The organism is Gemmatimonadaceae bacterium (assembly GCA_016720905.1).
GTDB lineage: Bacteria > Gemmatimonadota > Gemmatimonadetes > Gemmatimonadales > Gemmatimonadaceae > Gemmatimonas.
On record JADKJT010000038.1, the window covers coordinates 22,754 to 36,513 of the forward strand.

General features: G+C 64.1%; 13 protein-coding genes and 2 pseudogenes. 8 read left to right on the forward strand and 7 right to left on the reverse strand.

Annotation, left to right across the window (positions count from 1 at the left end; translation table 11 throughout):
- Positions 1-31 precede the first annotated feature (31 nt).
- The 4 genes from IPP90_23565 to IPP90_23580 are packed head-to-tail and all read right to left on the reverse strand — an operon-like array spanning position 32 to position 3,102.
- Positions 32-1,282: a lactate 2-monooxygenase gene (locus IPP90_23565; protein ID MBL0173610.1), complete on the reverse strand. Its 1,251-nt coding sequence runs from the start codon at positions 1,280-1,282 to the stop codon at positions 32-34.
- Positions 1,279-2,199 carry an alpha/beta hydrolase gene (locus tag IPP90_23570; GenBank protein ID MBL0173611.1) on the reverse strand — a complete coding sequence of 307 codons (921 nt, stop codon included), beginning with the start codon at positions 2,197-2,199 and terminating at the stop codon, positions 1,279-1,281. The genes IPP90_23565 and IPP90_23570 overlap by 4 nt, the downstream gene beginning before the upstream one ends.
- Positions 2,196-2,891: a lysoplasmalogenase gene (locus IPP90_23575; protein ID MBL0173612.1), complete on the reverse strand. Its 696-nt coding sequence runs from the start codon at positions 2,889-2,891 to the stop codon at positions 2,196-2,198. The genes IPP90_23570 and IPP90_23575 overlap by 4 nt, the downstream gene beginning before the upstream one ends.
- 49 nt (positions 2,892-2,940) lie before the next feature.
- On the reverse strand, positions 2,941-3,102 hold the full coding sequence (locus tag IPP90_23580) for a hypothetical protein (GenBank protein MBL0173613.1): 162 nt from the start codon (positions 3,100-3,102) through the stop codon (positions 2,941-2,943).
- Between the two features lie 366 nt (positions 3,103-3,468).
- Here IPP90_23580 and IPP90_23585 point away from each other — a divergent pair, with 366 nt between their 5' ends.
- On the forward strand, positions 3,469-3,681 hold the full coding sequence (locus IPP90_23585) for a cold shock domain-containing protein (protein MBL0173614.1): 213 nt from the start codon (positions 3,469-3,471) through the stop codon (positions 3,679-3,681).
- 58 nt (positions 3,682-3,739) lie between these two features.
- On the opposite strand, the gene IPP90_23590 is transcribed toward IPP90_23585, so the two are convergent.
- The gene (locus tag IPP90_23590; GenBank protein ID MBL0173615.1) at positions 3,740-4,195 is read right to left on the reverse strand and encodes a damage-inducible protein DinB; all 456 of its coding nucleotides are present in this window, start codon (positions 4,193-4,195) and stop codon (positions 3,740-3,742) included.
- Positions 4,196-4,266: 71 nt separating this feature from the next.
- Here IPP90_23590 and IPP90_23595 point away from each other — a divergent pair, with 71 nt between their 5' ends.
- Positions 4,267-5,619, forward strand: a complete 1,353-nt coding sequence (locus tag IPP90_23595) for a R2-like ligand-binding oxidase (GenBank protein ID MBL0173616.1) — start codon at positions 4,267-4,269, stop codon at positions 5,617-5,619.
- A gap of 21 nt (positions 5,620-5,640) precedes the next feature.
- Here the strand turns inward: IPP90_23595 and IPP90_23600 are convergent, their stop codons facing one another.
- On the reverse strand, positions 5,641-6,666 hold the full coding sequence (locus tag IPP90_23600) for a PHP domain-containing protein (protein ID MBL0173617.1): 1,026 nt from the start codon (positions 6,664-6,666) through the stop codon (positions 5,641-5,643).
- 258 nt (positions 6,667-6,924) lie between these two features.
- Between IPP90_23600 and IPP90_23605 the strand changes: the two genes are divergently transcribed.
- The 5 genes and pseudogenes from IPP90_23605 (at position 6,925) to IPP90_23625 (ending at position 12,069) form a co-directional block, all read left to right on the forward strand.
- A complete protein-coding gene (locus tag IPP90_23605) occupies positions 6,925-8,655 on the forward strand; it encodes a CocE/NonD family hydrolase (protein MBL0173618.1) in 1,731 nt (576 codons plus the stop codon).
- Positions 8,656-8,698: 43 nt separating this feature from the next.
- On the forward strand, positions 8,699-9,538 hold the full coding sequence (locus IPP90_23610; protein MBL0173619.1) for a metallophosphoesterase: 840 nt from the start codon (positions 8,699-8,701) through the stop codon (positions 9,536-9,538).
- A 245-nt stretch (positions 9,539-9,783) separates the two neighbouring features.
- A pseudogene (locus IPP90_23615) lies at positions 9,784-10,014 on the forward strand (Ig-like domain-containing protein).
- Between the two features lie 273 nt (positions 10,015-10,287).
- Positions 10,288-10,650: pseudogene (locus IPP90_23620) on the forward strand (lamin tail domain-containing protein).
- A gap of 6 nt (positions 10,651-10,656) precedes the next feature.
- On the forward strand, positions 10,657-12,069 hold the full coding sequence (locus IPP90_23625) for a lamin tail domain-containing protein (protein MBL0173620.1): 1,413 nt from the start codon (positions 10,657-10,659) through the stop codon (positions 12,067-12,069).
- A 43-nt stretch (positions 12,070-12,112) separates the two neighbouring features.
- Here IPP90_23625 and IPP90_23630 read toward each other — a convergent pair whose 3' ends face one another.
- Entirely contained in the window at positions 12,113-13,057 is a 945-nt protein-coding gene (locus tag IPP90_23630) for a TerB family tellurite resistance protein (protein MBL0173621.1), read from the reverse strand.
- A gap of 140 nt (positions 13,058-13,197) precedes the next feature.
- Here IPP90_23630 and IPP90_23635 point away from each other — a divergent pair, with 140 nt between their 5' ends.
- Complete coding sequence (locus tag IPP90_23635) at positions 13,198-13,674, forward strand: DUF937 domain-containing protein (GenBank protein MBL0173622.1); 477 nt, start codon at positions 13,198-13,200, stop codon at positions 13,672-13,674.
- Positions 13,675-13,760 lie beyond the last annotated feature (86 nt).

Consider the following 13,760-nt stretch of genomic DNA (forward strand, 5'->3'; position numbering starts at 1 on the left):
TCTCGCGTCTCCTGTCTCCTGTCTCCCGTCTCTACACGACACTGTCGGCGGTGATCTCTGCCACCGTCCGACACCCCGCGAGTCCCATGGTGAGGTCGAATTCGGCCCGCACATTCCGCAGGACCTCCCGCACGCCGGCTTCGCCGGCAATCGCCAATCCGTACACGTAGGGACGGCCCAGCAACACCGCACTGGCCCCCAGGGCGATGGCCTTGAACACATCGGCGCCGCTGCGGACGCCGGAATCGAGCAGGACCGGGATCCGTTTCTGAACGACCGCCGCAATGGCCGGCAGCGCGTCCAGCGATGCAATCTCGCCGTCGATCTGACGACCACCGTGATTGGACACCACCAACCCGTCCACCCCGTGTTCCAGCGCGAGTCGTGCATCGTCCGGATGCAGCACGCCTTTCAACAGGATCGGCAAGCTGGTCATGGCCCGCAGGCGGGCGAGATCGGTCCACTGCAGTGACGGTCGTGAATACGTGGCGACGAAGCGACGCACCGCCTGACGGGGCCAGCCGCTGCGGAGCTTGTCCACCAGGGGTCCGGGCGCGCGTGACAAGAGATCGCGCAACACGGACAGCGCATTCCACGACAGGCGTGTTGGCGGTGCCGGTGTGTCGAGCGGCAGGTCCAGTTCGCGACGAAAGACCGGGTCGGAGAGATACTGCGCGATTCCCATGCCGCGCATGAACGGCATGTAGGCAAGATCGAGATCGCGCGGTCGCCAGCCGAGCATCGTGGTATCGAGGGTCAGCACGATACCGCGGCATCCGCACGACTCGGCACGTTGCACGAAGCTCTGCACCACATTGTCCGATCGCGACCAGTACAGCTGAAAGAGGCGCGGCGTGTCGCCCATTGCCGCCGCGCAGGCTTCCATTGCCACGGACGCCTGATTGGAGAAGATCATCGGGATGCCTTCGCTGCCGGTTGCCCTGGCCACGGCGAGATCGGCGTCACGATGCGCCAGCTCCAGTACGCCGATGGGCGCGGTCATCAGCGGCACGGGCAGCGTCATACCCAGCAGCGCCGTGCTGGTGTCGCGATGTTCGACATCGCGCAGCACACGCGGCAGGATGCGCCAACGCGCAAACGCCGCGCGATTGGCCGACATGGTATCTTCGCGACCCGCACCGCCCACGACATACGCGGCGGCCTCGGGAGTCATGGCGGCTATTGCGCGTTGTTCGAGCGCGGTTTCACTCACGGGGACCAGCGGCCGCTGTCCTCCCACTCCCTCCACATAAATCTGCGACTGCCGCTGGTGCCCGATCATGGATGCGCCCCTCGCGCGAGTCGGAGAATGGCGTCGACCACAGCGCGTCCGGCCGCAGTTGACGGGGTAATGGCTTCGAAGTGTCCGTCGACCGGAATGGTGGTGACCCATGCGCTGTCACCACGCAGGCGTGCGGCGCGCACGAACGCCTCGCGCACCGCAGGCGGCGCAATGAAATCGCGATCGCCAGCGATGTGTACGGTGGGAACGCCCAGGGGGAGACGTTCGATGGGAGAGGCATCGTGCAGGCGCGCCGGTACACTGTCCGGGACACCACCAAGCAGCGATTCCACGGCGGGGTTGCCACAGGTTCCGCGCTCGCGCGCGTAAAACTCGCGCAGGTCGGCAATACCACCGATGGACACCACGCCACTCAGCGAGAGTGGTGAGCCGCCGGCCAGCGGGCTCGCGGCATCGAGCGTTTTGCGCGTGGCCAGCCACAGCGCGAGGTGACCGCCAGCCGAGTGGCCGGCGGCGACGACGCGCGTGGTATCCAGCGGATACGTGCGGGCCAGTGTGCGCACGAAATCGGCGCCGTCGGCCGCGTCGCGAAACGTGCCCGGCCATCCTCCTCCGGGATGATCATACCGGCGGTACTCGATATTCCACGAGGCCACACCCGCGTTGGCCAGCGCTTCGGCCAACGCCGCGGTGTTGCGCAACGAAGCATATCGCGACAACCAGCACCCGCCGTGGATGACAACCGCCACCGGGAACGGGCCACGTCCGTCGGGAATGCGCAGCTCGCCGAACTGCAGCGAATCCGCCCCGTAGGCGACACGGGTCGAGGCCCGATGCAGCGGGATGGTGTCCACGTCGCCCGCCCGCATCAACCGTGGCGCCGCCGTTTGGGCCACAAGTGAGCAGGTCGGCGCGATGAGGCCGATCATGCCGATCGCGCGCGCGATGCGAATCATTGAGACGCGTCTCCAACGCGCGCAACGGGCATGTCACGCGAAACGCTGGTGGCGATGCACCACTGGGCGATGAAATAGGTGCCGAGGACGATGAGGTCGCGGTAGGGCACGTCGGTACGGAATCGCGCAATGGCGAGGGTGGCGTCGGACACCAGAAACCATGCGGCGCCGATGGCGGCACGTCGCGCGTTTGGCGACGGCGCTTCGAGCATCCAGACGGCGCTCTGCGATGCCATGAGCGTGATGACGACCACATACACCAGCACCGGTACACGCAGCGCGACCGGGAGCGATGGATACACGGCGGCCACCAGCGCGATCGCGACCAGTGCGTACCCCGCCAGCGCCATCGGGCGGGCCAGCAATCGGCTCTGACCAAGGAACGCGGCGATATAGCAGAGGTGTGCCAGCAGAAAGGCTCCCAAGCCCCAGGCAAACAGGTCGGTGGGGAGCATGAGCAGCACGTCCCCCAGCAGCGACAGCCCCAGACCGGCCACGATGGCCCGCTGGTACCGCGGCGACAGCGGGTTCGCCGCCGTGGCGGCCATGGCCAGAATCGCGAGGGTGGCCAGCGGCTTGGCGACGTAGTGCGCCGACATCCAGGCGGGGGGTGCGCTGAGGGCCAGGATGGCCACCAGGGCGGACAGAATAACGGTGCCGGTCAATAGTCGCGGCAGGAACGGGGCTGGCATGGCGGGGAAGGTGGATCGAGTCCGTCCCCGAGTCCAGCCACGGCGCCGACTACGTGCCCCAGTGGTCAGCGAGCTTCTTGCCCGCGTAAATCCCGATGCCCGTGCCGACCATGGAACAGACGAAGGCCGTGAAAATGCCGAAGGACTCCCCGGCGTACCAGCCGAGGGAGCTCGTCACGAAGGTGCAGCAGGTGACCAGCAGTTTCGTCATTCTCGGCGCTCCTCGGAGATTGGGGTTGGCCTCCACCTGGGGGACGACGGCCCCCGTCAGGAAGGCACTCGTCCCTACCGTGAACGGCACGAAAACTCCCTGTTGACAGCTTGACGGAGCCATGCTACCGTTTCGGAGCACTTAAACCAGCAGGCGCGTCTACGACGCGGGATACGCAACAGCGGGCGACCTCGGGGACCTGGCTACACGCGGGTCCCTTTTTCGTAGATAAGCCTGAGGGTGAGAGTGAAGGGCCGGAGTCGCAGGGTTCCGGCAACCCGCGCGGGGGTTGAGTCCGCGAAAAAACGAGTGCTCGGTGCGTACGGCAGGGCCGGACTCCGAACACACAGCAACAGGAGCAGTGCCATGCGTACGACCGGCAAGGTGAAGTGGTTCAACGACGCCAAGGGCTTTGGTTTCATCACGCCCGATGACGGCTCGAAGGATTGCTTCGTGCATCACTCGGCCATTCAGGGCGGCGGTTTCCGCACGTTGGCCGAAGGTGAGCGCGTCGAATTCGACATCGTGCAGGGCCAGAAGGGTCCCGCCGCAGAAAACGTCACGAAGATCCGCGGTTAAGCGGCGCGTCCGCGACACCACGAAGGGCCGCCGGAGCAATCCGGCGGCCCTTTTGCTGTCACGGGGTTTCGCGCTGATACACGATGTAGTCGGTGGGCATCGGCGTACCGCCGGCGGCGCGCACCAACAGCGCGATCTGTCCGCGATGATACATGCCGTGGTGCGACACGTGGATGAGGATTTCCTCGAGCGGTGTGGTATATGACACCCCGGCGAGGTTCTGATACGAGACGGGGCGCAGCCGGTCGGCTTCCGCCAGCACCCGGGTGAACCCCGCATGGTTGGCCCGTGCCAGGCGCTCACATTCGTCGAGCCCGATGGGCTGCCACACGTCATACAGATGGACCACGCCATCGATGCGCCGCAGCCAGATATGCTCGGCGGCCAGCACATGCGCAAACACATCGACCGCGTGCGGGGGTGGTTCGGTCATGTCGCGGAGGGTGGCCAGCGAACGCGCATCGGCCCACTCCATATGGCGGTACATGCGCGGCAGCGGATCGTGTGTCGACATGGTGACCTCGTGCGAATTCGCGTCGGGTGAAAGGCTACATGCAAAGTAAAGCCGACACGTACATTGCGTACATGACCGAACTATTTTCGAACGCGTGGGCGGAGGCGTGGGGCGCGGCGCTCAATCGGAGCGACGCGTATCGTCAGGCCGGCAAGTCATGGGAAGGGGCCATCGTGCTCGAGGCGCAGGCCGATCCGGAGCGTGGCCTGCCAGAGACGGCGGCGGTGTATCTCGACTTGTGGCGCGGTGAATGTCGCGCGGCGCGACTGGCGACGGCCGATGACACGGTCGGCGCAAGTTACGTGATCAGCGGACCGCTCTCCGTCTGGCTGACGGTGCTTGAGGGCGAGATGGCGCCGACCATGGCAATCCTGCGGGGCAAGCTCAAGCTGAAACACGGATCGGTGGCCGGGCTGTTGCCGCATGTGCATGCTGCGACGGAGTTGGTTCGCGTTGCCCAATCGGTCGTGCTCACCACGGCCACGACGCCTATCGAGCCGACGGTGACGGCGGACCCGGTCCATCATGAGCACCCGCGTCCCGCCCTGCAGAGCACGAGTCGGGTCGGACTCCGTTACGACCTTTTCCCGATGAAATTGTGGGAGAAGGCCAAACGATTGGGTATCTGGAATCCGACCGACATCGATTTTTCGAAGGATCGCGAGGACTGGGATCGCCTGACGGTTGGTGAACGCGACTTGCTCTTGCGACTGGCTGCGCTCTTCCAAGCGGGCGAAGAAGCGGTCACGATCGACATTCTGCCGCTGCTCGATGTCATTGCCAGCGAGGGTCGACTGGAAGAGCAACTGTATCTGACCTCGTTCATCTGGGAGGAGGCGAAGCATGTCGAAGCCATCCGGCGATTTCTCGATGCGGTCGGTGCCAACGGGCAGGATCTGACGCACTATCACTCGCCATCGTATCGCACAGTTTTCGCCGACGCGCTGCCCGAGTCGATGTCGCGATTGCGCACCGATCGCTCGCCAGTGGCGCAGGCACGTGCCTCCGCCACGTACAACATGATCGTGGAAGGCGTGCTGGCGGAAACGGGCTACCACGTCTTTCATCGCATCCTGACGGACCGCGGCATCATGCCGGGGATGCAGCAGGTGGCCGCGTACCTGAAGGCGGACGAGTCCCGCCACCTGGCGTATGGGATCTATCTGCTTTCGCGATTGACGGTTGCCCATGGCGACCCCGTGTGGAACGCCATCGTCGATCGCATGAACACCCTGCTGAATCCGGCCATTGCGATCATCGGTGAAGCGTTCGCGGCCTATCCCATTGACGACGTGCCATTTGGCCTCACGCCAGAGCCATTCGTGCAGTTCGCCATGAGTCAGTTTCAGAAACGCATGGATCGTGTGGAGAAAGCGCGAGGCAGCAGTCTGGGCGCCCTGGAGGTGGACACCACCGAGGAGTGAGCCGCGTTTCGCGAGCGCGGCCTACTGCGCCCTGGTCACAAACCGCGAGGTGAACACCGGCTGCACCCACGCGGCCGCGCCACCGGAGTCGGTCACTTTGGCGCGCACGTACGTCTCGCCGCCCTTGAGGGTGTATCGCGGCGTCATCGACCGGTCGGTCGCCAAAATCTTGCCATCCTGACCGATGAACTGGGTGGTGTACTTGAAGTCGCCCTTCTGCGTGATGCGGATTTCGAGTGCGGCGCTGGTGACGATCACATCGGCCAGGGTGACACCGCTGCTGGCGTAGAACTGCCCCGCGTCCAACGCCGATACCAGCGCGCGGGGTTCGAGCACCGCGCTGCGTACGGCCACCCAGCCGCGACCAGGATTGGCGCGAGCCGAAGAAAATTCGCCCTGGAAGTGATGCGCGTCATCGACGGCAATGCCGAAGATGCGCTTGCCACTCGAGAGCAATCCGTCCCACACCTCTTCCATGCCGGGCCAGTCACCGCCGCCGACATTGTGCACGGTGGGATGCCCGTTGAAGATCTCGAAGAGTCGGTCGTTCTTCATGCGAAACAACGTGGCTGAATCGATGCTCCACACGAAGTTCGGATGATTGATGTGTGGCACCGCCTGTTCGGCGCGAATCGCATCAATGGTCTTTTGCACCGTCCCGAGCAGGGTGGAGTCTTTGGCCGGCGCAATCACCCGGGAGACCGCCAGCGCATTCACGTGCACCGCGGCCTTCTGGAAGCTGGTGGTGACTTCCTCGCCGGGAACGAGGAGAAACGTCGAGTCCATCAGCGACGCCAGCGTGGCGGGATCGGTGAACACATTGTGGTCGGACAGTACGAGGAATGCGTATCCGCGGCTCTTATACCAGCGGGCGACCTCCGCCGGCGGCGTGTCGCCATCGCTTTGCGTGGTGTGCGTATGGGTGTTGCCCTTGAGCCAGCGGGCGCCGGCCGGGACAACCGGAACCTCAAAACGCGTCGGCTGCGCTGTCGCGGAGGCCGCCAACAGCGAGAGCGCGGCGCAGAACAGGTATGGACGTCTGAGCATGCGGGAAACTATGGCGAAATGACGCGACGGAGGTAAGCTCTTAGGGAGACGGGAGACGGGAGACGGGAGACGGGAGACGTCCGGTCGGCTGGCAGTCTCCACTCTCCTGTCTCCCGTCGTCCGTCTCCCAACACGGAGTTCCCCGTGCTTCGTCGTTTCGCCCTCCTGTTCCTCCTGAGCGCATCCCGGCTCTCCGCTCAGACGGTGCCGGCCAAGTACGACCCGGCCTCCTACGTGCAGCAGTCGCACGACATTCCCATGCGTGATGGCGTGACGCTGCACCTCGAGATCTTCTTTCCGCCGAATGCCACGGAGGCGTTGCCGTTTCTCCTGCAACGCACGCCATACGGGGTGGGGGCAACACGTGGTCGGCTGGGCGGCAGCTACAAGGAACTCGCGCAGGACGGTTACATCTTCGTGTTCCAGGACATCCGTGGTCGTTACAAATCGAACGGCACGTTTGTCATGCAGCGCCCGCCGCGTTTGTTTGACGGTCCCAAGGATGCCGTCGATGAAAGCACCGATACCTACGACAGTATCGAGTGGCTGCTGAAGAATGTGCCGCGCAACAACGGGCGCGTCGGCATGCTGGGGGTGTCGTACGACGGCTGGACGGCGGCCATGGCGATGCTCGATCCGCATCCGGCGCTCAAGGCGGTGAGTCCGCAGGCGTCACCGGCCGACATGTTCATTGGCGATGACTTCCATCACAACGGCGCGTTCCGGCTGAGTTATGGATTCGAGTATGCGTTCCTGACCGAGGACAGCAAGGAGAACGGCAACTTCACGTTCGACACGTACGACACCTACGATTGGTACCTCAAGCTGGGGCCGTTGTCGAACGTGCAATCGCGCTATCTCAAGGACAAGGTCCTCCCCACCTGGCGCGACTTTGCCGAACATCCTAACTACGATGCGTTCTGGCAGCGCCAGGCTATGAAGCCGTATCTCAAGCGTGTCACAATGCCGACCTTGAATGTCGGTGGCTGGTGGGATCAGGAGGATTTCTACGGTCCGGTCACCATCTATCGCACCCTTGAACCGCACGACAAAGCGAATCAGAACGTGCTGGTGGTGGGACCGTGGTGGCACGGGGGCTGGAGCAACGGTCCTGGGCAGAAAATCGGTCCCATCGACTTCGGGTCGGCCACCGGCGAGTACTATCGCGCCAAGCTGCAGGCGCCGTTCTTCGCGAAGCACCTGAAGGATCAGGGCACGTTTGCGGCCGCCGAAGCCACCGTGTTCGAATCAGGGAGCAATACCTGGCGTTCCTTCAGCGCGTGGCCCCCGAGGGAAGCGGTCACGAAGTCACTCTATTTTCACGACGGCGGTCTGCTGTCGTTTGATGCGCCGGCGAAGACAGATAGCCTCGGCGTTGACCGGTTCGTGAGTGATCCTGCCAAACCGGTTCCATACCGGAAACGACCCATTGAGCCGACGTACTACCCCAAGGGGTCTGGCTGGCGTACCTGGTTGATCGAAGACCAGCGCTTCGTACACAATCGACCGGATGTGTTGAGCTGGCAGACCCCCGTCCTGACCGAGGACGTGGTGGTGGCCGGCGAGATCACGGCGCGCGTGTTTGCCAGTATCACGGGACAGGATGCCGACTGGATCGTCAAACTGATTGACGTGTATCCCGAAGAGAACGCGCCCGACCATACACTCAGCGGGTATCAACTGATGGTGGCCAACGACGTGTTCCGGGGCCGCTTTCGGAATTCATTTGAGAAGCCGGAACCGATCGTGCCCAATCGGGTGACACCGTTCACGGTCGACCTGCATACCCAGAGCTATCGCTTCAAGGCCGGACATCGAATCATGGTACAGCTCCAAAGCAGTTGGTTTCCCATCATCGACCGCAATCCGCAAACGTGGGTGCCCAACATCTTCACCGCGAAGGCCAGTGACTACAAGGCGCAGACACACAGCATCTGGCGGACGGCGCGCTATCCGTCGCGCGTGGACATTCAGACCGTGACGCGATGACGCGAGGGGTGGCGTCGGGTCGGCGGTGCGTGGAATCCTAGCGATGGTTTCCCGACGCCAGTTCCTGCTGACGACGGCCGGACTCATGTCCGGCGCCGTTGGTGTCGGCGCGTATACGCGCTACTACGAACCACAATGGCTGGACATCGCCCGTCGCGTCATGCCCATCCGCGACTTGCCCGGCGCACTCGTCGGGAAGCGGCTGGTGCAGCTTTCCGACATCCATGTCGGACCGATGGTCCCCGATGACTACGTGCTCGACACGTTTAATCAAGTGCGCGCCCTGGAGCCTGACATTGTGGTATACACCGGGGATTTCACGAGTCACCACCCGGGGTTGCTGGCGCACGCCGAGTTCATCTACAGTCAGATGCCGTTGGGGCAGATCGGCACAGTGGCCTCACTCGGCAACCACGACTACGGCGTCAACTGGGCGCATCCGGAAGATGCGGATCGCATCAGCGGTGTCCTGCGGAATCTGGGGGTGACTGTCCTGGTCAATGCCATGACCGACATTGACGGGCTGCAGATTGTCGGGTTGGGCGACCTGTGGAGTCGACAGTTCTTTCCCGATGCCGCGTTCGCCGAGGTGGCGCCGAATTCGCCGACGATTGCCCTCAGCCACAATCCCGATACCGTGGACATGACGGGCTGGCAACCATTTTCCGGGTGGATACTCTCCGGACACACGCACGGTGGCCAATGCAAGCCGCCGTTTCTGCCACCGCCGGTGTTGCCGGTGAAGAACAAACGCTACACGAACGGTGTCTTCGCGTTGTCGCACGACCGGCAGATGTACATCAGTCGCGGCGTTGGTACGGTGCTGCCGGTGCGCTTCAATGTGCGGCCCGAGGTGACGGTGTTCACGCTCAGCGCCGCGTAGTCAATTCGGTATCCGGCGGTTACCCCGCCGTGACGTGCGCGTAACGAAACGGCGATGATGCGCGCGGAGGTTGTGTCGATTGCACATCAACCTCCCACACGCCGCATCATCAATGACGATCCCCCTGGTTGCGCAGTCGCCACCGTCCGCTGAGTCGTTCCACCATCCGCGCGATCAGCACGCTCGTCCTGCTCTCAGCCTGTGCCGACGACGACATCACCACCAAGCCGCCCGTCCTGCGTGACATGACCGTGGCCGTGTCGCCGGCCACCGTCGTGGTTGGACAGGAAGTGACGGCAACCGTGTCGGGTATTGATCAATTCGGTGCGAGCATCAGTACGGGGACGGTCACGTGGTCCTCGTCGGCGACGGGCATCGCCAGCGTGTCGTCCAGTGGTGTGGTCACGGGCGTGGCTCCCGGCACGTCGGTGGTGGCGGCCACCGTCGGGTCGATCGTCGGACGACAGACCATCACGGTCACGGCGCCGGTGGTAACCACGATCAGCGCGACGGCACCGCTCACGACCATCGTGGTTGGACAAACAGTGACTGCCACGGCAGCCGCGCTTGACCAGATCAATCGCCCCATCACTGCGGGCACGGTGGCATGGACTACGGGCAATGCGACGATTGCCACCGTCAGCAGCGCGGGTGTCATCACCGCCGTCGGAGCGGGAACCACGGGGATTGTCGCGACTGCGGGAGGAAAAACCGGACAGGTGTCCATCACGGTCAACACCCCGCCGGCCATCAAGGTCAACGAAGTGGAGTCAAACGGCGGCACGCCGGGTGATTGGGTCGAACTGTTCAACCCGACGGCCACTGCCGTGGATCTTTCAGGGTGGGCCCTCAAGGACAACGACAGCACGCGCACGTTCCGTTTCCCCGCCGGAACCACGATTCCCGCCGGCGGCTATCTGGTGGCTGAAGAAGCCGCGTTCGGCTTTGGACTTGGTGCCGCCGATGATGCGCGCCTCTACAGCCAGTATGGCGTGTTGGTGGACGGGTACACCTGGACAGCGCACGCGCTCACAACCTACGGGCGCTGTGCGAATGGCGCGGGCGTGTTCGTCACGACCAACGAATCGACCAAGGGCGCTGCCAACGACTGCCGCGTTCTGGTCAAGGTCAACGAGGTGGAGTCGAACGGCGGCACGCCCGGCGACTGGATCGAGTTGATCAACACGGGAAGTATTGCGGTGGACCTGTCCAACTTCCTGGTCAAGGACAACGACGACACCCGCACCACGCGCCTGCCGTCAGGCGCGTCGATCGCGCCGGGTGGCTACTATGTCATCGAAGAGGCGGTGCTTGGATTCGGTCTGGGTGCCGCCGACGCGGCGCGCATCTACGATGCCGCCGGCACGTTGCTCGACTCATACGACTGGACCGCGCACGCCACAGTGACGTACGGTCGGTGCCCGGATGGCACCGGCGCATTCACCGACAACACGGCGTCCACGAAGGGCGCCGCGAACAGTTGCGGCGCCCCACCGCCACCGAGCACGCTGCCATGGCCGGGAAGTGACGATGTGGCGGTGGTTGACGGACTCAACGTGTTTGCCACCAACGGCAGCGGACTGTCCTACGAGGGTGCTGGTGCAGGCCCGGGCGTACTGTGGGCGGTGCGCAATGGCCCTGGCACGTTGTTCCGGATGATTTTCAGCGGCGGCATCTGGACGCCAGATCCGACAAACAGCTGGGCCACCGGCAAGCTGCTCAAGTACATCGACGGCACCGGCAACCCGGACTCCGAGGGCGTGACATTTGCGGCGGGTGGCTCGGCCGGCGGCATGTATGTGGCCACGGAGCGAAACAACGATGCCAGCTCGATCAGCAAGAGCGTGATCCTCCGGGTGAATCCGACCGTGGCCGGTGCCACCCTCACCGCCATCAACCAGTGGGATATCACGGCCGATCTGCCGGTGACCGGCGCCAACCTCGGCATCGAGGCGATTACCTGGCTACCGGACAGCATGCTGGTGGCCAACGGATTCTTCGACGACTCCAAGGCCCGCCTGTATGCACCCGGCGACTACGCGGACCACGCCGGTGGATTGTTCCTCGTTGGTGTTGAAGCAAACGGCAACGTGTATGCCTACGCGCTCAATCACACCACCAACACGTTTACGCGCGTGGCAACGTTCAGCAGCGGGTTCGCGACGCTCGCCGGTGGCAGCAGCATCATGGACCTCGCGTATGACCGCGAGAGCGGCTACCTGTGGGCGGTGTGCGACGATTCATGCAACGGCGAGTTGCGCATCTTCGAGATCGACAGAACGGTTGGCTCGCCGACACGCGGCAAGTTCATCTCCAATCGCAAGTACGCGCGTCCATCCACCATGCCCAACATCAACAACGAAGGGTTCACATTCGCGCCCAACAGCGAGTGCGTGGCGAATCGCCGACCGGTGTTCTGGGCCGACGACAACGAGACGGCCGGACACACCGTTCGCAAGGCGACCATGCCGTGTGGCACGTTTGCACCGCTGGTGCAGGGCATCAGGGCCGGCGCCACGCGACGTCGCTAGCGAAGCCACGACGGCGTTTGCGCCGCCGTCGCTTCGCGCACCATCAACGTGGGGAGCCTCTCAGGAGGCTCCCCACGTTGCCGTTGCGGGCCAGGTCGCGAACGCGGGCTTCCACGGTGGGGAACAGCGATGTCGCATCGGACTGGAGTCGCGCGAATAGCGCCTTCATGTCCGCAGTCGAGAGGGAACGCCCCTGCGCGTAGTACTGCTCGGCCGCATGTCCCAGCGCGTATGTGGTGGCAAACGTCACTGAGGCGCCGGCCGCGACACCGGCTGCGTTGCCGGCGATTCCGCCCAGCAGTCCGCCCAGCGCGCCGCGTCCCAGCAGGCCGGCAAATCCGCCCAAGGCATTCCGTACGACCTTTTCCATGATCTGTGCCGCTGCGCCAATGCCGAACACCGCCGCAAGGTCCTTCACCTGGCTGGCGTTCATCTGTTGACCGTGACGCGCGCCGATTTGATGTACCAATCGCAGTTGTAGCGGCAGGATGCCGAGGTTGGCCAGACGATCGGGGAGCAACTCGAGCGCGGCGGACAGGATCGCCTGATCGAGGATGTGCGCGGGCAGGTCGCCTGATGCGGCGGCACCCGCCGCTGGTGCATTCGGTGCGGCAACGAGCGGCTCCTGCGCGGCGACCGCGGCACGATCCGTCTTGGTTGGATCGACGTCCAGCGCCGCGGCCAACGTGCGCAGGAACGCCGCCTCGCTGGGGTTGATCCATCCATCGGCGTAGCAGACCGACACGGCCGTGTCGTATGCGGTCTGGCGCGCCTGGGCATCGGAGAGCGATTCGGTGAGACGGGCAAGCGCGGCGTGATCACCGACGCTGGCCGCCATAGTGGACGCCTGCACCACCGAGGAATCTGCCAGGCTGAGTCCGGCGGCCATTTCGCGGATCCGTGTGCGTTCCGCGTCGTCTTGCTGGCCGTCTGCCTGCGCAGCGAGTGCGGCGATGGCAACGATTGTTTCCGCGTCTTGCGGTGTCATGACCTCGCTCCGTGAAATGGGACCATGGACAACTTAGCGCGTCGCGGTTCGGGTGTAATGGTTTGGACGCTTGCGCCAGGTTACGCTTCAGGCGATCGAAACCGAAGAGTGATACGCCGTTCACCAATCAGGAGACCATGATGGGCTTATTTGACGGAGTGTTGGGTGATGCCGTGGGCGGCTTGATGGGCGGTGCCGGCGGCGCGAATGCACAGAACATGTTGGGCGGACTGCTCGGACAGTTGGGCGGTGGCAAGGGCGCAGGCAACAGCGCCGTGCTGGCCACCGTGATGGCTTTGGTGCAGCAGCAAGGCGGCGTATCCGGGTTGGTCGCGAAATTCCAATCGGGTGGACTTTCCGATGTGGTGGCGTCCTGGGTAGGCACCGGCGCCAATGCACCGATTTCGGCGTCGCAGGTTCAGGATGTTCTGGGAAAATCGGCGGTGACCGATGTCGCGGCACAGCTGGGGGTGGATCCGGCGCAGGCCGGTTCGTCGATTGCGTCGATGCTGCCGGAGCTGATCAATCAGCTCACGCCGAACGGAAAGGTTGAGGCGGGCAGTAGCGATCTGTTGTCGCAGGGGCTGTCGATGCTGAAGGGGCTGCAGGGGAAGTAGTTGGGGTTTGCCGTTTGAGGGTTGAGCGGTCATTTAGGGGTGAGCAACAGAAGCATCGAGCGTTCGAGCGGCCAGCCGGTGAGGGC